Annotated in this window: 19 protein-coding genes and 1 pseudogene; 12 read left to right on the top strand and 8 right to left on the bottom strand. The window is 59.0% G+C overall.

Annotated features, from left to right (window positions below; translation table 11 throughout):
• Window positions 1–68 precede the first annotated feature (68 nt).
• Genes IB265_RS32590 through IB265_RS32600 form a run of 3 tightly spaced genes read left to right on the top strand, consistent with a single transcriptional unit; the run spans window position 69 to window position 2,988 of the window.
• A complete protein-coding gene (locus tag IB265_RS32590) occupies window positions 69–2,291 on the top strand; it encodes a copper-translocating P-type ATPase (RefSeq protein ID WP_192495805.1) in 2,223 nt (740 codons plus the stop codon).
• A complete protein-coding gene (locus IB265_RS32595; protein WP_192495806.1) occupies window positions 2,288–2,503 on the top strand; it encodes a DUF2933 domain-containing protein in 216 nt (71 codons plus the stop codon). Before IB265_RS32590 ends, IB265_RS32595 begins: the two co-directional genes overlap by 4 nt.
• A complete protein-coding gene (locus IB265_RS32600) occupies window positions 2,500–2,988 on the top strand; it encodes an SRPBCC family protein (protein ID WP_192495807.1) in 489 nt (162 codons plus the stop codon). Before IB265_RS32595 ends, IB265_RS32600 begins: the two co-directional genes overlap by 4 nt.
• Before the next feature lie 51 nt (window positions 2,989–3,039).
• On the opposite strand, the gene IB265_RS32605 is transcribed toward IB265_RS32600, so the two are convergent.
• Entirely contained in the window at window positions 3,040–3,465 is a 426-nt protein-coding gene (locus tag IB265_RS32605) for a DUF305 domain-containing protein (RefSeq protein ID WP_192495808.1), read from the bottom strand.
• A 529-nt stretch (window positions 3,466–3,994) separates the two neighbouring features.
• Here IB265_RS32605 and IB265_RS32610 point away from each other — a divergent pair.
• The 3 genes from IB265_RS32610 to IB265_RS32620 all read left to right on the top strand — a co-directional run bounded on the left by IB265_RS32610 (window position 3,995) and on the right by IB265_RS32620 (window position 6,629).
• Window positions 3,995–4,435, top strand: a complete 441-nt coding sequence (locus IB265_RS32610) for a hypothetical protein (protein WP_244495646.1) — start codon at window positions 3,995–3,997, stop codon at window positions 4,433–4,435.
• Between the two features lie 954 nt (window positions 4,436–5,389).
• Window positions 5,390–5,947 (top strand): hypothetical protein, encoded by a 558-nt coding sequence (locus tag IB265_RS32615; RefSeq protein WP_057251618.1) that lies wholly within the window; start codon window positions 5,390–5,392, stop codon window positions 5,945–5,947.
• A gap of 376 nt (window positions 5,948–6,323) precedes the next feature.
• On the top strand, window positions 6,324–6,629 hold the full coding sequence (locus tag IB265_RS32620) for a DUF1236 domain-containing protein (RefSeq protein WP_192495809.1): 306 nt from the start codon (window positions 6,324–6,326) through the stop codon (window positions 6,627–6,629).
• 522 nt (window positions 6,630–7,151) lie between these two features.
• Here the strand turns inward: IB265_RS32620 and IB265_RS32625 are convergent.
• The 5 genes from IB265_RS32625 to IB265_RS32645 all read right to left on the bottom strand — a co-directional run bounded on the left by IB265_RS32625 (window position 7,152) and on the right by IB265_RS32645 (window position 11,481).
• On the bottom strand, window positions 7,152–8,099 hold the full coding sequence (locus tag IB265_RS32625) for a polysaccharide lyase (protein ID WP_210334657.1): 948 nt from the start codon (window positions 8,097–8,099) through the stop codon (window positions 7,152–7,154).
• Window positions 8,086–8,589 (bottom strand): hypothetical protein, encoded by a 504-nt coding sequence (locus IB265_RS32630; RefSeq protein WP_192495810.1) that lies wholly within the window; start codon window positions 8,587–8,589, stop codon window positions 8,086–8,088. The genes IB265_RS32625 and IB265_RS32630 overlap by 14 nt, the downstream gene beginning before the upstream one ends.
• A 336-nt stretch (window positions 8,590–8,925) precedes the next feature.
• Window positions 8,926–10,368, bottom strand: coding sequence for a DUF1254 domain-containing protein (locus IB265_RS32635; protein ID WP_057251621.1), 1,443 nt, complete (start codon window positions 10,366–10,368; stop codon window positions 8,926–8,928).
• Between the two features lie 89 nt (window positions 10,369–10,457).
• Complete coding sequence (locus tag IB265_RS32640) at window positions 10,458–11,027, bottom strand: OmpA family protein (RefSeq protein WP_057251622.1); 570 nt, start codon at window positions 11,025–11,027, stop codon at window positions 10,458–10,460.
• Window positions 11,028–11,055: 28 nt separating this feature from the next.
• The gene (locus IB265_RS32645; RefSeq protein WP_057251632.1) at window positions 11,056–11,481 is read right to left on the bottom strand and encodes a cysteine rich repeat-containing protein; all 426 of its coding nucleotides are present in this window, start codon (window positions 11,479–11,481) and stop codon (window positions 11,056–11,058) included.
• A 654-nt stretch (window positions 11,482–12,135) separates the two neighbouring features.
• On the opposite strand from IB265_RS32645, the gene IB265_RS32650 reads away from it, so the two are divergent.
• The 6 genes from IB265_RS32650 to IB265_RS37650 all read left to right on the top strand — a co-directional run bounded on the left by IB265_RS32650 (window position 12,136) and on the right by IB265_RS37650 (window position 19,695).
• Window positions 12,136–13,950, top strand: a complete 1,815-nt coding sequence (locus IB265_RS32650) for an adenylate cyclase (protein ID WP_192495811.1) — start codon at window positions 12,136–12,138, stop codon at window positions 13,948–13,950.
• A gap of 147 nt (window positions 13,951–14,097) precedes the next feature.
• Window positions 14,098–14,889: a DUF2092 domain-containing protein gene (locus IB265_RS32655; protein WP_192495812.1), complete on the top strand. Its 792-nt coding sequence runs from the start codon at window positions 14,098–14,100 to the stop codon at window positions 14,887–14,889.
• On the top strand, window positions 14,886–15,098 hold the full coding sequence (locus tag IB265_RS32660; RefSeq protein ID WP_057251625.1) for a hypothetical protein: 213 nt from the start codon (window positions 14,886–14,888) through the stop codon (window positions 15,096–15,098). Before IB265_RS32655 ends, IB265_RS32660 begins: the two co-directional genes overlap by 4 nt.
• Before the next feature lie 93 nt (window positions 15,099–15,191).
• On the top strand, window positions 15,192–16,469 hold the full coding sequence (locus IB265_RS32665) for an alpha/beta hydrolase (RefSeq protein WP_192495821.1): 1,278 nt from the start codon (window positions 15,192–15,194) through the stop codon (window positions 16,467–16,469).
• Window positions 16,470–16,661: 192 nt separating this feature from the next.
• Window positions 16,662–17,444, top strand: a complete 783-nt coding sequence (locus IB265_RS32670) for a hypothetical protein (protein ID WP_192495813.1) — start codon at window positions 16,662–16,664, stop codon at window positions 17,442–17,444.
• 82 nt (window positions 17,445–17,526) lie between these two features.
• A complete protein-coding gene (locus IB265_RS37650) occupies window positions 17,527–19,695 on the top strand; it encodes a mechanosensitive ion channel family protein (protein WP_192495814.1) in 2,169 nt (722 codons plus the stop codon).
• A gap of 341 nt (window positions 19,696–20,036) precedes the next feature.
• On the opposite strand, the gene fghA is transcribed toward IB265_RS37650, so the two are convergent.
• Together fghA and IB265_RS32685 are read right to left on the bottom strand one after the other, a co-directional pair.
• Complete coding sequence (fghA, locus tag IB265_RS32680; RefSeq protein WP_057251629.1) at window positions 20,037–20,924, bottom strand: S-formylglutathione hydrolase; 888 nt, start codon at window positions 20,922–20,924, stop codon at window positions 20,037–20,039.
• Window positions 20,925–21,081: 157 nt separating this feature from the next.
• Window positions 21,082–21,383, bottom strand: a pseudogene (locus IB265_RS32685) (S-(hydroxymethyl)glutathione dehydrogenase); the annotation flags it as partial.

Raw genomic sequence — 21,383 nt, forward strand, 5'->3', positions numbered from 1 at the left:
TCCGGCCCGCTTATTGGGTGGCTGGACGCTAGCTCTGTTGGAGGCGGGTACCGTTACGGAGAAATCCCATGGACGAGCATAAGCATCACCACGTACATGAAGGTCACGACCATCACCACCACGCCAATCAGAACGCGAGGACTGCCGAAGCCCCAGGCACGCTGGGCTCACAGCAGGATGGCGTGATCTACACCTGCCCCATGCATCCCCAGGTGCGCCAGATTGGCCCCGGCAACTGCCCGATTTGTGGCATGACACTCGAGCCCGAGGTCGTCACGGCCGACATGGGTCCAAGCCCGGAGCTTGTCGACATGCGGCGACGGTTCTGGATCGGCCTGGTTCTGACATTGCCCGTGCTGGCGCTCGAGATGGGTGGTCATCTCACCAATCTGCACATGCTGCTCGGCGCACAGACGTCGAACTGGATCCAACTCATCCTGGCGACCCCGGTCGTCCTTTGGGCAGGCGCTCCCTTCTTCCAGCGGGCCTGGCAATCACTCGTCACCCGGCACCTCAACATGTTTACGCTGATCGCCATGGGAACGGGCGTCGCCTGGGTCTACAGCGTCGTCGCAACCGTTGCCCCAGGCCTGTTTCCGGAAACATTCCGATCCAGCGAAGGAGCGGTCGCGATCTACTTCGAGGCGGCCGCCGTCATCACCGTGCTGGTGCTGCTCGGGCAGGTTCTTGAGCTGCAGGCGCGCGAGCAGACGGGCGGGGCGATCAGGGCGCTTCTCGATCTCGCGCCGAAGACGGCCCGCCGCATCCGCAGCGATGGCACCGACGAGGACGTGGAGCTCGAGACCGTCGTCGTTGGCGACAAGCTGCGCGTTCGCCCTGGCGAGAAGGTTCCGGTCGACGGTACTCTCCTCGAAGGACGCAGCTCGATCGATGAATCGATGATCACCGGGGAGTCGATGCCCGTCACCAAGGAGGTCGGGGCAAAACTGATCGGCGGCACTATGAACCGGACGGGCGGCTTCATCATGGAGGCGGGCAAGGTCGGCCGCGACACCATGCTGTCCCGGATCGTCCACATGGTCGCCGAGGCGCAGCGCTCCCGCGCCCCGATCCAGCGGCTCGCCGACGAGGTCTCCGGCTGGTTCGTTCCGGTCGTCATCCTGATTGCCGTCATTGCCTTCGCGACGTGGATGATGATCGGACCGGAGCCGCGGTTCGCGCACGGACTGGTCGCCGCAGTGGCCGTGCTCATCATCGCCTGCCCCTGCGCGCTCGGTCTCGCCACGCCGATGTCGATCATGGTCGGTGTCGGCAAGGGCGCGAGTGTCGGCGTGCTGATCAAGAACGCCGAAGCCCTCGAACGCTTCGAGAAGGTCGACACGCTGGTGGTCGACAAGACGGGAACGCTCACCGAGGGCAAGCCGAAGGTCACCGAAATCGTCGCCGTGAGCGGCGTATCTGAAGCCGACTTGCTGCGACTAGCCGCCACCTTGGAACGGCCGAGCGAACATCCGCTCGCAAGCGCCATCGTCGATGCCGCCAACGAGCGCGGCCTGGACCTCGGGTCTGCCGAAGACTTCGACAGTCCGGTCGGCAAGGGCGTGATGGGTATCGTCGACGGTCGCAGGCTGATCATCGGCAGCCACCGGATCATGTCGGAGGAGAAGGTGGACGTCTCTGCTCTCTCGCAAAAGGCGGAAGAACTGCGTGGCGAGGGAGCAACCGTGATCTTCGCGGCGATCAACGGCCGCCTGGGCGGTCTGTTTGCGATTTCCGATCCAATCAAGGCCACGACACCGGCTGCGGTGGAAGCGCTAATCAAGGACGGCGTCCGCGTGGTCATGCTCACCGGTGACAACAGCACCACCGCCAGCGCCGTCGCTCGCAAGCTGGGGATCACGGAGGTCGAGGCGGAAGTCTTGCCCGAGCACAAGAGTGAGATCGTCGCCCGACTGCGCAAGGAAGGCCGGATCGTCGCCATGGCGGGTGACGGCGTCAACGACGCCCCAGCCCTTGCCGCCGCCGACGTCGGCGTCGCCATGGGAACCGGGACCGATGTCGCGATCGAAAGTGCGGGCGTCACGCTGCTGAAGGGCGATCTGCAAGGCATCGTGCGTGCACGGCGCCTCAGCCATGCGACCATGGCGAACATCCGGCAGAACCTGTTCTTCGCCTTCATCTACAACGCTGCAGGCGTACCTGTAGCTGCGGGAGTGCTCTACCCGGCTTTCGGGCTGCTGCTTTCGCCGATCATCGCGGCGGCCGCCATGGCGCTTTCGTCCGTCAGCGTGATTGGCAATGCCCTGAGATTGAGGAGCGCACGGATATGATGTGGGATCGCAGATGGACTTTCTTCGCCGCTTCGCTCGCGGTGATTACCGCGTTCTTCGTTCTTCGCGAGCACTGGCAGCACGTGTTGGGTCTCACGCCCTATCTGTTGCTGCTTGCGTGCCCGTTGATGCATCTCTTCCGTGGGCATGAGCACGGCGGGCATCGCCATGACCGTGGAAGCCACCCGACGGAGCCGGGGGACATCACATGAGCTACGTTCGCTCGGCAGAATCCGTCACCGATGTTGCAGCTTCCCCCGAGACGCTTTTCGACTTCCTCGATGACCAGGCCGCCCTCGGTTCACACATGGGGAAGCCGTCGATGATGATGCTCGGCGGACGGATGTCATACTCGCTCGACGATTCTGCCGGACGCGTTATCGGATCCCGCATCTCGATGCGAGGCAGCGTGCTCGGACTGGAGCTCACCGTGGACGAGGTGATTGTCGAACACCGGCCTCCGGTCACCAAGGTCTGGGAGACGCTGGGACGGCCGGACCTCCTTGTCATCGGAGCCTATAGGATGGGATTCGAGATCCATGGATCCGGTGGTGGCTCCCAGCTACGGGTATTTATCAACTACGACGATCCGGCAACGGTGGCGGGCAGAATTATCGGCCCGCTCCTCGGGCCCATTTATGCACGCTGGTGCGTCACGCGGATGGCCCGGGACGCCGCCAGCAGGTTCCGGCAGTGACCAACGGGAGGATGCCTCTCTCGGTATCCTCCCGACAAAGCTAGCGAGGACTCATTTGGCGTGTTCCTTGACCCAGGCGCTCATCTCCTCGATTTCCTTCTTCTGAGCGTCGATGATCTTCTGGGCCATGGACTTGGCCTGCTCGTCATCACCGTATTTCAGCTCGACCTCGGACATGCTGATCGCGCCCATGTGATGGCCGATCATGCCGCAGACGAACGCGACATCAGGATCCTTCGCCATCATTCCCTGCATCATGGCCGGGTGCATTTTCTGCATGGACTCCATCATCGCTTTCTGATGGTCGGCCATTTCGCCGGTCTGCATGCCGCCTGGCATCTTCATGTCGCCACTCATCGAAGATGCCGATTTGCATGCGTCCGGCATCGCCATCTGAGCCGACGCCGTTTCGGTTGCTGCGAGAAGGATGGCTGGTATGGCCGTCCCGGCGACTATGAGCTTAAGCAAGCTGTTCATTGTACTCTCCATGTTCGGAAGGACGTGTGTTTCAGATCGGGAGAGTGCTGGTCTTGGGCGGAGGATGAAGCACCCGGACGAGCAGGAAAGCCTTCGCCTGCACTGCAAGCGGGCTGCGAAGATGGGGGGGGTGGATCTTCGCCGCACGCACGCAATCCACCAGAACCGCACAGCACTGAGATTTTGCGCAGCAGCCCGGCGGCGAGGCGAAGTCGGAAGCGTGATGGTTAGGCTCCGTGACGGAGGGGCAATGGCGTCCGACATGAACGGTGGCGCCCAGTGTGCCGTGCAGACTGAGAATCCCAAGGCAGAGTGCACCGATTAAGATGACCTGGAGTGAAACTCGGAAGGCAGGCATGGGGCGAGTTCCCTTCGAGCCTACAATCCGTCTGCCGATCAAAAGTTCCGCGCCGAAACGGGCGTTTGCGGATCGGCTGGCTGTGGATGTCCCGCGACGTACACCCGTGATGGAACCTACGAGCGGCCGCACGGTTTCGAGGATGTCCGGAACAATGAGCGGAGGATCACCATGGTGAATCAACACAGGCCGCCGATGCAGCATCATGACGGGGCGACGCACAACTACATCATGTTCACGGTCAACATGGTTCTCAGCCTGATCGTGATGTACTTCGTCATGTTCTCGATGATCGACGGCTGGGCGGATTTCCGGAACAATCTCAATACGGCCTACATGGCGCTGACGATGGTAGCTCCGATGGGCATCATCATGCTGGCGACGATGGGTGGAATGTACGGGCGCACCGGGCTGAACGTCGCCTTGTACATTGGGCTTGCCGTACTCTTCGTGGCCGCGCTTGCGGGGACGCGCAAGCAATCAGAGCAACGAGTTCGCTTGAACAGCTGGGGCACGTTTTGCAAGACGGCATCGCTGCAAACTCGTCGTCAACACCCAAAAGTAAAACGGCAAGTGGGAGCACACTTGCCTCGTTCGTCACACTCCCTGTAAGGATCGTAACCGCTCCAAGGCGGATCGCTTCCGGGCCCCAATAGGACGGGCCGACGATGACCCAAGTACGGAATGCATGCAGTCGGCATTGTATCGCGGTACGAAGTCGTCAGCGTCGATCGCCAGCCAAGAGTCCGCCTTCTCCCGTTCGCCGAGATAGTCTTTGAGGACCGGCTCGTCGTCCAAACCTTCCTTCCTCCCTGAAAACGCGGGCGCAATCCCTCGGAGTTGGCTGGAATCCAAGCCGGACAGTTCCCGCCAAGCGTGTTCGAACTTCGAGCTTGCAGACTGCCAAGGGGGCATGGCCTTCGTCGCAGTTACACGCGCCAAAACCGGGCCACCTGCCCTTTCAACTGTTACGATTACGCTCCGGTGCCTGTCGTTTTCTGCGATCCCGTCCGCAACTGATCTCCCGCGCGCCACCGCCTGGCTGTCGCTAGCATGAAACGCTCCGGTGTGGTCACGATTGACCGTCCCAAGAAGATGAATGTGAAAAAGGTATCGGCGCATCTTCGTACTCGAACATGGTTATCGCTTTCTACGTCTTAGCAGTTTCTAAAGTACTTTGCGCGTGACAGTTGCGTGACGCGCCCATCGCCGCCTGGTTGCTTTGTCGGGGCGACCATTCAACATCCGTCGTCTTGAATAACGGCCGCTCGTGCTGTCTGATGCGGCGCCCCTCAGGGGCGACAGTCAGTGTCGATCGAGGAACGTATCGCCCACACCATGTACGTCCCCGCGGAGCCTCGGAACACCCGTCCAACATCCCGACAAGGATGTCGTTCCCGACGATAAATTATGCGATCCCAGACCCACAAACCGGAAACAAACCCGGCATATGATCCTCGCGCTGTCTGTCTGACTCCGTGTTGTGCAATCCTGCCGCAACAGGTTCATCCGGTGGACCTCGTTCGCCGGCGACGATCATCCGAAACCATTCTTCGGATCGCCGTGATGTTTCCCACAGCCCATTCAAAGGTACTCCTCCCTCACGAAATCAACCAAATCGAACAGATCTTTGTGGATGTCCTGCGCGGGCTCGGCCTGTCGCGGAATAGTGAGGCCGCAGAGGCAATCGCAATACGCATTCTCAATTGCTACCAAGGGGGCGTTCGGGAGAGCGGCGTTCTGAAACACATGATCGGCTACTATAAATTGGCGGCGCTGGAAGAGAACGCGGACTCGCTTCCGCACGGCAACCACGAGGTTTCGATCCAGGAGATTACCGGCCAGCTACTCAGCCCCGACGAACTTGATACGCTCCAACGGACGTTCGATCGGGTGTGCGTCTGGTGTAGTATCCCGCGCTATGGCAAACGCACCGAAAGCCTGGCCCGGCATATTGCCGATCAATTCCGTAGTGGGGTGAGCGACGAGGCTGCGCTGTTCGATAGCGCGATGTGGCGGGAGCAAACGTCCCGCAGCTCTATCTATCAGTCTGCGGGAACAATGCTCGAATGGACGGGTTGGAACTCAAGAAGGAGTTCTGGCGATGATCCTAATCCCACCTGAATTTGACGTCCGCGGTGGCGAGGGTTCCGATGCCTCGGGGCTAATCGCCTCGCTAAAGTATGCGCTGGCCGCCGAAGCTCCATTTGATACCCAAGGCCTTTGCTTCAGAGCACTAGGGAACAGCGTCGTGATCGAGGGCCAAGTAAGTGCCCCCGGCGCGGACGAGTTTATCCGCAGGGTCGCTGAGGATATTGCGGGCGCCAAACGGGTTGTCGTACGTGTCGGGTGTCCCGTCGGACCATTTCCGAAAGGTCCACTGGGCTAAGGTCCGGACCCACGCGACCGAAGTCTGACCATCGGAACGAAAATTGCGCAACGGGGTTGGTAGTAGTCCCGCCTTGATGAGTGGGTAACAACATCCGAACCGGAGAAGAACATGAAAAAGCTTATGAGCTCCGCCCTTGCAGGGCTGTTTGCGCTCGGCACTTCTAGCCTCGCCCTAGCTCAGACGGTCATTGTTACTCCAGAGCAGGAAACGGTCGTTCGCGAATATGTTAAGAAGAAGCCGCTTGCCTCCATCAAACTTCCTGGAGTGGAGCTCAACGTCGGCTCGGCACTCCCCGAAACGGTAGAACTGCACACGATCGATGCACCGGATATCAATTACCGCTATGTGGTGGTAGACAACCGCACGGTCCTGGTTGACCCGGGCACCCGCAAAATCGTTCGTGTTATCGACTAACGCTCGGACCGCTGCCCCTTCCCCTGTATGCGAAGGGGCAGCCTTCATGCTCCGAGTTTGGTTGTCCACCCGCACTCACTCCCCAAAAAGCTAATTATGCTGGATAAAAAAACGGTCCCGCGGAAGCAGGACCGGTGAGGTGAATCATATGCGAGCATCCGCTCGGTAGGCCCCACAGTTAGCGGGGACACTAAGGGCTGGTGGGGCCTAGAGGCATCTCGATTGGGTCGACGATCGAGAGTATTTTCAAAGCTAGGGCGGCGGAAAAGGTTCCGCCATGGGACTTCAGTCTCAAACGGCCAGCGCAAAGGTCTTAGGTTCGTTGTCGCCCTCTACCCTCGCGTTAGTTTTCTTCTGAGCCCAAGCAGCACAGCGCCTAACTGCCTTGGGCGGGCAACGGCGCCGGAGCGCCTCCTTGCAGTCCGCGCCTGCTACCCACGTCGGCATAACTGGGGAATTTTACTTCGGCACTTTGAGGAAATTTCCAGCGGCATGACATCCTTGTGTTGCGCCTCCCGGGATCTACGAGCCTGCAGAGCGTAGCGCCGCAAGTCCAGCCGGTCCGAGAACATCTTCACTGCGTGTGGAGCGGCGAAAGTTGTCGAAGTAGAGCGTCCATTCGCCCTGAGATGCCGAGCGGTAGGGGCCGAACTTGAAATACTGCCGAGAGCCCAGCCCATGTTCGTCATGCCCGATATGGCCTCGGACCGTCACGATCCAGCGGTCGTTGGCGAAGAGTTCGATATGCCCTGTGCCATCCGGTCCCGGCTGGGTCATCACTGCAAAGTCAATCCAGCCACTATGCGGCGTCGGCAGCTCATTACCCCTGTGGATGACGGTGATGCGATCCGTGTGGGCCGTGAACAGGCGCCCGTCCTGTGGCTTCCAGCCAGGGTCGGTGGCAACCAGCGCACGCATCTGGCGCTTTTCCGGCCGCAGAAAAACCGGCGTGAGGGCCGATGTGCCGGTCGACAAAGAAGAGCGCCGAGGGATCACCGGAAAACTGGTCTCAACGGTCGCAAACAGTCGGCCGCGAACGAGACGAAGCGCCAGGAACGGGCTAAAGTCACCCCTCGCCTCCGGACCGATCTCGCGCTTCCATTGGGCGATCAGATGGCGGTGGTCCCCTTGCGGGATGGGATCGGCAAACCTGACGGAAAAGCCGTACCAGACCGCCTTGTCATATGGTACGCGCAGCGTCGTGCGTTCCCACACCTCCGCTCGCTCGCTTCGATCGTCTTCGCCCTCAAAAAGCGGTCGGACGCTTAGCTTCAACGCGCCGGCACTGCCAAAGGTGACATTTCGCTGGAATTCGACTGATCCGGCACGTTGCTCGACATTGTCACGATAGTAGAGCCCCCCCAAAGGCGAGAAGCTGTCGCCTTCGAAACCGTCAACAAGGTTGGCTTCCCAGGACAACGGCGTCGCCGCATCGCTATTGCCGTCAGGTGCGTTGTCAGCGGTTTCCAATTCTTTCTCCTGAATTATCCTCCGCGCTCGCAACGTATTTGTGCTTTAGGCCTCTTCCTATCTCGCGACAGTCCATCGTGAACCTGCGGTCAGCGATGTGGTCGTTGCACCGGGTAACATAACGGCCGTTGTTTGAAATCAGTCGACCGGGCCCACCGCAGACGTCACAAGTATGGTAGGAACGGTCTGCGATCTCATGATAGATCCCGCTAAGCGCAGCCGCCAGTTCTGCCGACAGGCGGAAGTCATCCGTCGGACTGAGGTAGCAGCGAAGACCACCCCACTTTTCCTCTATTTGCCGAACGTAGACCTTGGAAAGCAGCCCTTGATTGCTGAGGAATACTTCGACACGCCGTAGATATTCCTCAATCAATCCGTTCCAGCCGGTATTGGCAATCAGGAAAAGGGACCACGTCTCCTCGCTCGTACTTGGATCAAAAAGACAAGCATAGCTTTCACGAACGTGTACAACGAACTCCGCATGTGTCATGCAGAGACTCCTTTCGCATGAACCCGGGGGGCTGGAAATAACACCGGCTGTCAGCGCAGTTAGGCCTTCCCGTCTTGCAGCTGCCATTGATATGCCGAATCTGCTCGGTAGTTCGATCGGGCACACTTCGGCTGCCTCAAACCCTCTTCTTGTCAAATCCCGATCCGCGCCGAGCGTCGACGACGTGATAGCCGCCGACACCCGGCTTGCTGAAAGGACCGAGCGGAATGCGACGGCGTTCGGTGAGACCTGGCTTGCGACAAAGCCGAATCCATCGCGCGCGGGGTGACGGCCGTGAACGAGGCGGCGAGAGGCCGCCCCAGTCCCAGGGTGCAATCAGCTCACCTTCTTCACGGGCGGTATCGTCCATGAGCCGTCGATGATGGAAGGATTGCTCTCATTGGGCCAGTAGAGGCGCATCATGAGGATAAACTTGCCTTTGGGCGCCGGCAGCCAATTGGATTCCTTGTCCGGTCCGGGCGATTCATGCTGGATCAACAGGTCGATCGAGCCGTCCGGATTTGCCTTGAGCGGCTCCCGTGCACTGATGGAGTAGCGATTAAGCGGATTGTCGACAAAGAAGTAGTCCGCGTCATACATGGTCAAGGACCAGAACCCCGAAACCGGTGGCGTAAGTCCCTTCTTGAATGTCAGAACGTACTTTTCGGACCCGTTATATGCCCGCTTGATCACACCGCCGCCGGATTTCTGCGATGTCGGATAGATCGCATCCTGCGGCCGGTTTGCTCCCAGACCGATCGCGGTGATGAGGGCGCGCTGGATATAGTTGGTGCCATAAATGCCAGTCTTCGTCGTGAAGCCCCAGCCGTCGATGTCCTGCACGTCGCCGTCGCTGAATTTGAAATGCGTCATGATGCGGGCGAAGCCGAGCTCAGGGACGCGCTTCACAAAGGCCGGATCGAACTTGGCCTTGTCGAAGTCCTGGCCGGGAACGATGCCGAGTTCGGCGAGCTTGGCGACCATCGGCGCATCCGCGTCGGTCGGCGGGTTTCGTTTCAGGAGCTCGGCGAACAGGGTGAAGTACTCGATGGCGTTCATGCTGTTGACTTGCTCGCGAACGGCAGTCTCCATATCGATGGCCGGATCGACCTTGCCCTTGGGGGCGGTCCACTCCTTGCCCCATGCGCTCAAGGGATAGAGTTTGACCTCATCCTGGAGCTTATGAACCTCCGCGTAGTCCTCCGGCGTCCCGGTGCAATAGATGCGTCCAAGCAGCCAGACGATGCTCGTCGGAGACTTGTACTGGGTCATGCCCTCCGGTACCTTGCCTTCCCACCCAGGACCGGTCACCACGAAGGTCTGCGCCCCCGTACCGGTCGTCCGCTTTCCGGGAACGTCGAACACCGTCGTCCAGCCGTCCAGCATCGGAAACAGAGCATAACGATCTTTGAGGTCGGGCAAGCTGACCACCCAAGGTTCCTCACCCACATCGAAGAATGCCGTCGTATAGAGCGTATCGGCATTGGGCGCCGTCACGTCGCGGAATTTGGCATCCGGATACTGGCGCAACTTGATGACGTGCCCCATCGGACCTCGGGTTCCTTCGACCTCGGCGACGTTGGTAATCACGCGCCGGGTCATTTCCATCGTCACGAGAGGGTAGGCGTAAATGTACGCTTCGACTGCGAGCGCGAACTCATCGAGCCCTTCCGGCAGATCTGCCACCAAACCGTCGGCGGCGTTCGCCGACGACCCCACAGAACCAGCGGCCATCAGTCCAAGACCGGCCACCGTTAATTCACGGCGCGTGATATGCATTACTAGCCCTCCAAAAAACAATTTGTAACCAATGCAACTGTGCGGACAATCCGCGCGCAATCAAAAGTTGAAGCACCACTGGACACGGGCTATTGGACGAGACCGAGGTTGATCAATTGGACCCGCCGGTTTTCCGGCGCTTTCAGGTTGGCTGCATCGAGCGGCCACTCCTCGCCCACGCCAATCGAATACAAACGGTCTGGTGCGATCGCAAACGTGGTCGAAAGCGCCTCGGTTATGGCATTGGCGCGCTGCGCGCTAAGCTTGAGATTGTGTTGGGCGTCGCCGGTCGAACTCGTGTGACCGACCACGAGAAACTTGTAGCGCCGCAGGTTGGGGTGGTGCAGCGCATCGGCGATCAGGCCGACCGTGCGGTAAGATTTTGGCTCGATGGCGACGGAGTCGTTCTCGAATTCGATATCTAGGATCAATTGCGACAGCTTGGAGAGTTTCTGCCAGTTCGGAAGGTTGGCGACACCTTTACCCGCACTTGCCGTTGCCTCCTCCACCAGAAGCGCGACGTCAATTGCGGGCGCCGCGTTTTCCACCCTCCCGAGGGTACGTACAAGTTGCATGTCACTGATTTGCTGCGCCACCCCCTCGCCAGCGGACAGCATCAGCCCGATCGTCAGCAACGCCTTAAATTGGATTCGCTTCATTGGCTCACCTTTCGTTCTAAAGAAGGTCTCAACGCCACCCTGCGTCGATGATGGCTTGGCCGCATTGTCCTTCGTTCACGCGCGTCGCCTTGTTCAGACAGGAGAGAACATTGCCCTCGCCCTTGACGCTTTTGCAGTACTGGGCGATGTCGTGTTTGCAAATCGTCGCAAAGGACGACTGCGCCGCCTGGCGTTGACGTATCGAGGTGATCACGTTCGCCAGTGTCACGGTGCACGCCGGCGAGACTTTGCCCTCGTTCTGCTCGAGACAGGACTGGATGCGGCCGCTGCCAAGGTTGAGCCCCTTGCAATATTTCCGGATGTCCGATCCGCAATCGTTGGCGAGCAAGCTCACAGCATCGGCATAGCTGATGGTGTCTGCCCGAGCGACGGTGGCGAGGGCAAGAACAGTGAGAACTATCGTTCCTGCGAAAACTGCACGTCTGTTCGTCATGGCAAGTCCGATCGAAAACAACATTAAACTCGGCTGCCCGGCCGATAGCCGAGGCGTTAGCCAGCGTTGACATGCGCAATGCGGTCGCCAAAAGGGAAGTAGCTTACAGTATGCAACGCCCCTGCTACGGTTACGTGGGCAATTCGCAGGCGCGGAGACTGCACGATGGCGAGCGCTGCCGACATCCCGTCTCGGCGGCTGTTTGCCATCTCCATGTCCCCGGCGGAGCGTTCGTCGCAGCGGGAGTGTGAGGTTCCATCGACCGCCGGAACGTGGATCGGCGCCGCGAAGGTCACCAACGAGCATTTGTCATCATCGCATGCCCAGGCATCGTTACGATTCCGTGAGCCGCAACCGAGCTGGGGAAGAGACCCTTTAGATATTTTCTTACCGGGGCTGGTGCAGCACGGCACGGCCGCGCGCCCGTCACTGACCGTGGCATCCGCGAAACTCCTTCAAATTTTTCCTGCGAATCCGCCCAGAGATGCTTCGAAACCAACGCTTACCACTGGTGTGGCAAACTCTAGGGGGCACAAAAATCGAGGTGGTGGTCCGATATGATTTCTGGACGAGCAAAACGTGACAGCGTAGGTTACATAAAGGGACGGCAACTAAATCAGTGATTGTCGCAGCTGAGTGGGTAGGGGGCGATTGATGGACACATTGGTGGCACACGGATCGGAGGAGATGGCGGAATCGTCAGGATCTGTGCCAAGTCCAGCAGATATTCGTGACCAACTTGCACGCATCATTTCGAGTGCCGAGTTTCCAAAAGGAGGCCGCGGCCCGGCCTTTCTCAGTTTCGTTGTCGAGGAGGCCCTTGCGGGGCGAGCGCTGCGCCTAAAAGGCTACACAATCGCGGTTGAGGTATTCAAGCGGAGCGAAGACTTCACCCAGGATGACCCGGTCGTCCGCATCGAGGCCGGACGGCTGAGACGTGCGCTCGAGCGCTACTATCTCGTGGCCGGACAGGACGATCCCGTCAGGATAGATATTCCAAAAGGACGCTACGCGCCTTCGTTCACCTGGAACGCTCCGATCTCAGCGGCCCCCATCTTTGCCTCTGTCGAGGAGGAGGGCAAACAGCTCGATCACTCATGGCCGCGTCGTGGGTGGCTAATGCTCGGCCTTTTCGGCGTCATCGCACTTGCGGCGCTGACATACTGGGGAAGCGAGCGCATAGTTGAGGCCGCGAAGCGGAGCGGAACCGCAATCTCGCCTGACGAGCCGACGTTGGTGATCGCACCTTTTGCCAATCTCGGCGACGGCCCGCAGGCTCAACTTTACACATCAGGGCTGACAGAGGAACTGCTCACCGCCCTGCCACGGTTCAAGGAGATCATGGTCTTCGGCCGCGAGACGTCGAAGTCTCTCTCCCCACAGGTTGAGGCTTCCGAAATTCGTGGTGGGCTCGGTGCTCGCTATCTGCTTGCAGGCGCCGTCAGGGTGTCTGGTCCTAAGGTCCGAGTGACGGCGCGCCTATTAGACACATCCGACGGCGCAATCCTGTGGTCCCAGACCTACGACGATGACCTAACAAGCCGGGAACTTTTCGCCATCCAATCCGACGTCGCGAGCAAGGTTGCGGCCGCTGTAGCCCAGCCGTACGGCGTCATCGCGCAGGCTGCCACAGCAAGCCCGCCCCCAGATGACCTCGGGGTCTACGCCTGCACACTGCGCTTCTACGCGTATCGTTCGGAACTGAGCCCGGAGACCCATCTCAACGCCCGAGACTGTCTTGAAAGCGTCGTGGCACGTTACCCCAGTTATGCGACGGCATGGGCAATGTCGTCCATTTTATACCTCGATGAGGATCGCTTCCGCTTTAACCTCAGGAGTGGCCAGCCGGCGCCACTTGAGCGGGCGTTGCACTCGGCCCGACGGGCGATCGAACTGGAACCAGGAAATACCCGGGCGCTTCAATCCCTGATGATCGCGCTTTTCTTCAACCAACAACTCACCGAGGCGCTTCAGGCCGGCGAGGAGGCGCTGGCATTAAACCCGAACGACACGGAGCTGTTGGGCGAGTTCGGAACGCGGCTCGCAATCTGTGGCCAGTGGCAGCGTGGCGCGGATCTCCTTGACCGAGCTCTTACGCTCAACCCCGGTGGCGCAAGCTACTACCACGGAGCACGAGCGCTCGCGGCCTATATGCTGAACGATCCTGATAAAGCGGTGAGCCTCATCCGCAAGACGAATCTACAAAAGTTCCCGATGTTTCACCTGGTCGCAGCCGCAATCTTCGCCGACGCTGGATTGTTGGATGAGGCGAGGCGCGAGGGAGAGATCTTCATGAAGATGCGCCCGGATTACATCCCGAACATCATCGAAGAACACAGGAAGCGCAACATTGAGCCGAGGGACAACCTCCGGATGATCGCGTCGCTTCGAAAGGCGGGCCTTCCCGTGCCGAGCGCCGAGGAAGTTGAAGCGAAGGTATTGGCCACCGCCGCATTCAAAATCCCCTGAGGCTTCCGCGGCGGACAGATTCTACAGTCTGCCCGCACAGAGCCTACCAGACGTTACGGGTGTTCGTTCTCCGCGGTGTCTACAGTTTGTCGATATCAGACGCCAGCCGGCGACTGACGCTTGCCAAGCACCAAGAGGCATAGGCCGATGATCCGCTGGAATACGAATAATGCCCTTTCAACCGCAGCGTTCTGTTTACTATTGGGGCTGATACCGCAAGCAGAAACGCTGGCGGCAGAAGCTGAGGCCAAAAGCCTCCTCAAGGCGATGTCAGACTATCTCGCTTCACAAAAGGCGATATCCTTCGCCTACGATTCAAACCTGGAAGTCGTCACCAAGGACCATCAGAAATTGCTGCTCGCGAGTTCCGGCAAGATCGAGTTGGGGCGACCGGACAAGCTGCGCGCCACGCGGTTTGGCGGCTTCGCCAATGTTGAAATGGTTTTCGACGGCAAGACGGTGACGCTGGTCGGAAAGGATATAAACCTTTATACCCAGGTGGATCTCCCGGGCACGGTCGAGCATCTGGTCGATGCAATGCGCGACAAGCTCGGCAAGCCGGTGCCCGGTGCGGACCTGCTCCTGCCCGACGCCTATGACAAGCTGATGGAGGGCGTAACCGACGTAAAGGACCTCGGCAGTGGGGTGATCGGGGGTGTCGAATGCGACCACCTCGCTTTCCGGGCGAAAGACGTCGACTGGCAGATTTGGATCGCGCAGGGAGAAACCCCCCATCCGTGCCGCTACGTGATTACCGCCAGCCAGGTCGACCAAGGTCCGCAATACAGCATCCAAATTTCGGACTGGAAGACGGGCGTCGATGTCGTGGCGGAAGACTATAGCTTCGTCAACAAGACCGACGCCAGGAAGGTCGACCTGACGGATCTTGCCGACATAGACGAACTACCCGATCACCTGGCCACGGGAGACGACAAATGACCGCGCACGGGAGACTGAAGACCGTTCTGTTTATTGCTGCGCTTTTGCTTCCCGCGATCGATGCCGCTGAGCAGGCAGCGATCCTTAGGCCCTACGCTTTTCCGAAGCCCGCCGAGGCTCGTGTCGGTCGGCCGCTGACACCTGTCAGCGTCGCGGGCGTCGCTCGGCGAACCGTGCGGCGCTGCGCCGTTGGCGTCTATTACTGCTAGGGCCCGAAATCTCAGGGGAAAGTTGGAAGCGTTTTGATCAACACAAACACCAGCACTGAGCGCGTCGCTTCATTCTCAAGCTGTCTGCGCCGGATGATCCTTTGCCTTACGTTCATCTCCGTTTCCGGATGCGGCGGCCATCCGAAGGGTGTGCTGACGCCCGTCGCCGAGACGTCCGCCGATGCAAGCCGCGTCGAAATGCTGATCACAACCACGCGTGACCGCTCGGAAGTACCCGGAGAAATGTTCACGGGCGAGCGCGCGCGTGCGCCAGCGTTTGCGGACATCACCGTATCTATCCCTCCTATCCGAAAGGTTGGCGATGTCGCGTGGCCAAAGAAGCTGCCTCCCAATCCGGCCACCGACTTCGCAACTCTGAAAGCGGACGAATTGACAAAGACTGAAGCTAAGGCCTGGCTGAACGCTTCGGTCAGGAAGAGTCCCGACCAAAGCGTGCTTGTGTTCATCCACGGGTTCAACAATCGCTTCGAAGACTCCGTCTACCGCTTTGCCCAGATCGTCCATGATTCCGGCGTCAAGAGTGCGCCCGTTCTTGTGACCTGGCCATCGCGGGGCAGCCTCTTGGCTTACGGCTATGACCGTGAAAGCACCAACTATACCCGCAACGCGCTGGAATCACTGTTCCAATATCTGGCTGCGGACGAAGAGGTGAAGGATGTCTCGATCCTTGCTCATTCGATGGGAAACTGGCTCACGTTGGAAGCGCTTCGCCAAATGGCAATCCGTAACGGACGCCTGCCGGCAAAGTTCAAAAACGTGATGCTCGCGGCCCCCGACGTCGACGTGGATGTGTTCCGCTCGCAGATCGAGGACATGGGCAATCAGCACCCGCGGTTCACCCTCTTCGTGTCGCAGGACGACAAGGCACTGGCTTTCTCGCGCAGGGTCTGGGGTGACATTCCCCGACTGGGATCGATCGATCCGGAGCGGGCCCCTTACAAGCAGGAGTTAGCGGACCACGATATCACCGTCATTGATCTGACCAAGGTGAAGGCCGGAGACAGCATGCACCATGGCAAGTTCGCAGAATCGCCACAAGTGGTCCAATTAATCGGCGCCCGGATTTCCGAGGGCCAGACGTTGACCGACAGCAAGATGGGCCTTGGGGATCACCTCATCGCTGGAACGACGGGGGTTGCGGCAGCAGCAGGCAGCGCCGCGGGCCTGATCCTCACCGCCCCGGTTGCTGTTGTCGATCAAGCCTCTCGCGAAAACTACGCTCACCACCTCAGTGGGTTAGCGGGCCGGTCGAGCTCTGAGCAGGAAATCGCGGTTAAGGACTGCACGTCAAAACAACGGCTGGAATCTAAATCAACGTGTGGCGCGACAGAATTGAGAGACAACCAATGAAAAGATGCGCCGGGGCTTCGGTGTCCCTCAATGGATAAGCCTCTGCCGCTCCGACGTAGAGTCCAAGCGGCGCGTAGCCTTTCGCGAAGCCCTACGCCGGCGCGTCGGTTGCGGCGGCCAATGATCATACGCCTTACGGCTTCTATCCTTTCCCTTGCCGCTGATGGATTTCTTGAAAGAACGGAGCATTTTATGAAGAGACTTGTTACGGCCGCCATCGTCGCGAGCGCGCTCTTGTGCGGGCCGCTGATGGCAGCTGACCTTAATGCTAATCGAGCACCGGACGACGTTCCTGCGATCGAGGAACGATGGACCTATTCGATCACGCCTTACTTCTGGGCAGCAGGTCTTTCTGGCGAGACCGCACAGTTTGGTCTTCCTACGGTCAACATGGACGCGAGCTTTAGTGACATTTTCGACAACCTTGATTTTGGCGGTATGCTCATGGGAGAGGCCCGGAACGGACGATTCAGCGTTTTCGGCGACCTGATCTACACCAAGCTTTCCGCCGACGATAACACGCCACATGGTTCGTTGGCGACGAGTGTCGACGTCGACACTCAGACATTCGCTGGCCTTTTCGGCGTGGGTTACTCGGTCCTTGAAGGACCTGAGGGCCGCCTGGATGTCGTCGGCGGCCTGCGGGTGTGGTCAGTGGAGACCGAGATTTCCTTCAACGGCGGAATTCTCGGTGGGCGCAGCTATACCGACAGCGCCACATGGGTCGATGGCCTCGCGGGGGTGCGCGGCACCTATAATTTCACACCAAACTTCTACGCGATTGGATGGGGTCTTGTCGGTGGTGGCGGTGCCAACATCGACTGGGATGTGATGGCAGGGGTTGGGTACAACATCAACGAGACGGTTTCTGCAACAATTGGTTACAGGGCGCTCGGCGTTGATTACCGTGACAACGGCTTCATTTTCGATGTCGTGCAACAGGGCCCGATCGTCGGTTTCACGATTCGCTTTTGAACCCATTTGCGAATGCTTGGAGTACCGCGCCAAAGGCATCAGAGCCGAACAAGATAAGGGTTTTCGGAAGGGACGAATTTCCGTGCAAACGAAGATCCGCTCTTGGACGGCGGTCGAACAACGCGCTGTGTTAATACGCGTAGCAACTGTGATCGCCCTGCTCCTTTTCGCAATCCCGCAGTCCGCCTTGGCGGAAACCAATCACACCGCCGGGTTAACACCCAACGTCGAAGAGTTTCTGGACCTACTCGGGAAAAGTGACGTTCAGGATTGGCTCCGCGCCCGACAACAAGCCAGTGGCGCCTCCAAAAGCCGCAAGGACCTGCCATCCGATGGTTCCTTCGGAAAAGCCTTTTCGGAACGTCTAAAGGCGATACAAGTGCATCTCAACGAGCTTTGGCAAGTTGCGCCACGCATGAATACCGAGGTGGAGAAGGCAACGCAGCGACTGCGGTCAGCGAGCGACGGCGCGGGCTTTATCACAATCTTTGCCACGGCGGGCGTGCTGGTGGGTTTGGGACTCGCAGCCTTGTCTCTCGTCAAGAGCCGCCTCAGCACCGACTATCCGGCCGATGTAGCGGAAGGTGAAGCGCTTGGGCCTCATCGCCGCAGCCTGATGGGACGCTCCCTCGTGCAAGAGGTGGCCGGAATCATCGCATTCTGCATCGCCTGTTTCAGTCCCCTCCTCTTCTACGAACGGACTCCACTGGCTGATCCGATCCTTTTGACCCTTTTGGCAGCGGTCACGGCATGGATGCTCCTGCGTGGCGTTTTACGAGTGCTTTTCTCGGTGAGAGAGGAGCAACGAGAACGCCCGTTGACACTCGCCGCCCATGATAGGGCTTCGCGCAATTGCAATCCGTTCTGGCCGCTCACAGCGGCTGGGTGGTTCTTATTTGGTACTGCAATCGCTGAAACATCACGGCTGAGTGGCATGGACCCCTTGGCTACGGAGCTGATCTCTTACGTCATGGGGCTCGGTTTGGTGGTGATCGGCATCACCGTTATCTGGCCAACGCCATCGCTCGAAGCCGCACGCGGTCCTAAAACGATAAAGAGCAGCACCTTAGGCCGATGGGCCGCAACATTCCTTGTCGTCGGCCTGTGGTTGATATGGGTTGCCGGTGCGACGCATCTCTTCTGGTCGCTTGCAATTTGTTTGTCGACCCCGATTGCGCTTCGCTTCGTCCGTACGCTGACGGCATATCTTTTTGCGAATGAGCAAGGTCAGGCAGACGACCAAATTTCATCCACTTCCATGGTGATGATTGACACGCTGGCACGGGCATTCCTGATCGGCCTCGCATTTTGGATCCTTGCAAGGGTGTGGGGGATCGGCTTCCCGCATTTGGCGACAAGCGATGATGCGATCCTAAGGTTGACGCGCGCATGTGTGATTGTTCTCGCCATCCTTTTTGCTTTTGATGCGCTGTGGCAATTCACACGCCTTGCAATAGACGCAAAGATTGCGCGGGTTGATAAGGCCGGCTCAAGCGGCGCCGAGGTGAGTGCGAAGCAAACGAGGTTGCGAACGCTGCTACCGGTCGCGCGGAATTTCGCCATGGTGATATGCGCGACCCTTGCTGTGTTGATGACCTTGTCTACGCTCGGAATCGAAATCGGGCCGCTGATTGCGAGCGCCGGAGTCGTCGGTTTGGCAGTTGGCTTCGGAGCACAGACCCTGGTGAAGGATATCATCAGTGGGATCTTCTATCTCCTGGACGACGCTTTTCGTGTGGGCGAATACATCCAGTCGGGCAATTACAGCGGGACTGTAGAATCGTTCAGCCTGCGTTCCGTTCGTCTGCGGCATCAAAACGGCCCTGTGTTCACAATTCCTTTCAGTGCATTGGGTGCGGTGGAGAACGGCAGTCGCGACTATGCGATCGACAAACTTCTCGTCACGGTCACCTATGACACGGATCTTGAAAAGGCGCGAAAGCTGATCAACCGGATCGGTCAGCAAATGACGGAGGATCCCGAGCTCGCGCCGATGATCATCGAACCTCTGAAGATGAATGCTGTTGGTGAATTCGGGACTTACGGCATTCAACTCAAGCTCAAAACGACGACGAAACCAGGCTCCCAAAGCACGGTGCGCAAACGGGCCTATCCGCTCATTAAAAGAGCGTTCGACGAAAACGGAATCGAATTCGCCCATCCAACGGTGAAGGTCTCTGAAGGTGATCCCAAGGCAAAAGCTGCTGGTCTCCAACAAGTGCTGAACGCCAATCCGAAGCAAATCGGCTAAGCATTCCGGCTTTACCATGACTGGTCTTGCTTAGCGGCTTTTCACAGCTGGAACTTTTGGCGAAGACTGTCCTTTCTGCAAGCTCTTGGGAGACGAGCAAGCCACTCAGTGCCATCTTCACAGAACTGGAGTTGATCCCGAAAATCGATAGAGCTGCATAGCTGCCTGCCTCAGCACGGCACCTTCCAGTCGATGCATTATGCGACTTTCGAAGCACATAACGGGAACAGCCAACTCCGGACATTCGCCGGCGGATCGGAGCAAACGCCACACGGGGTCGAGGCTATGTTCGGCTAACCTCTCCCCGAAAGGGTTGGGCTTCCCGCGGCTCGGCCTGGCGACTATATGGTGGGAACGTGCTGCAACGACGCCGCTGCCCCCACAGTCGACGACCCGGATAACGTCAGGCGATTGGCATGCCAGCGAAGGTGGTCGTCCATGAAGGTTGAGATGAAATTGTATGAGTGGTCGTAGCCCTCGTGCACGCGCAAGGTGAGCGGAATACCAGCTCTGTCGCAGGCGTCCTCGAACAGCCATGGCCTAAGACCTTCGTCCAGGAATTGATCCGAGGCTCCCTGATCGATGAGAAACTCGGGGAAGCGCTTGCCGCCTTCCACGAGGCGCGTCGCGTCATAGTAATTCCATTTGCCTTCATCCGCTCCAAGATAGAGTGAAAGCGCGGGTTTGGACCACTCCGCTGTCGAGGGTTCCACGATGGGCGCAAAAGCGGAGCAGCTTTTGAACCGCCCAGGATTCTTCAGTGCCATGATGAGTGCGCCATGTCCGCCCATCGAATGCCCCATGATCGCCTGTCGGCTCATATCGGCCGGGAAATATGTCTCAACGAGCGCCGGCAATTCGTCGATGAGATACGAATACATCCGGTAGTTCTTGGAAAATGGCTCTTCGGTGGCATCAACGTAAAAGCCCGCGCCCTTGCCGATCCGCCAATTGTCGGGCACGTCATCAACCTCGCCCCGAGGGCTTGTATCAGGGCATACCACGACAAGCCCAAGTTCTGCGGCCATCCTTCGGTATTCGCCCTTATCCATCACATTTGCATGGGTGCACGTCAAACCCGACAGAAACCACAAAACAGGTCGTGGACTTAATGCCGCTTGCGGTGGCTCAAAAACTGCAAAGGTCATTTCGCACGCGCAAACGCTCGATGAATGTTGATAGACCCCTTGCACGCCGCCGTGCGCCTTCGAGACCGAAACGGTTTTCATCTGTCTACTTTCGCCAATCATCAAAGTGGTCGTGGCGGCGCAACAAGTGTCTGGAGATAACAATTGCGCCGCCACTGGCGCCGGGGTTCTGGAGGAAACAAGTCCTGGCGCGTCGGTTGATCGGTGTTTTCGTGCCTCTGCCCCCGATATCCAGGGGTTAGAAAAGCACCACGCTGCGGATGCTTTCGCCGGAATGCATCAGCTCGAAGCCCTTGTTGATGTCTTCGAGGGCCAAGGTGTGGGTGATCATCGGATCGATCTCGATCTTGCCCTCCATGTACCAGTCGACAATCTTCGGCACGTCGGTGCGGCCGCGCGCGCCGCCGAAGGCGGTGCCCATCCAGCTGCGGCCGGTGACGAGCTGGAACGGCCGGGTGGAGATCTCCTGGCCGGCGCCGGCGACGCCGATGACGACGGACTTGCCCCAGCCGCGATGCGAGGCTTCGAGCGCCTGGCGCA

This window comes from Ensifer sp. ENS10 (assembly GCF_014852025.1).
Taxonomy (GTDB): Bacteria; Pseudomonadota; Alphaproteobacteria; order Rhizobiales; family Rhizobiaceae; genus Ensifer.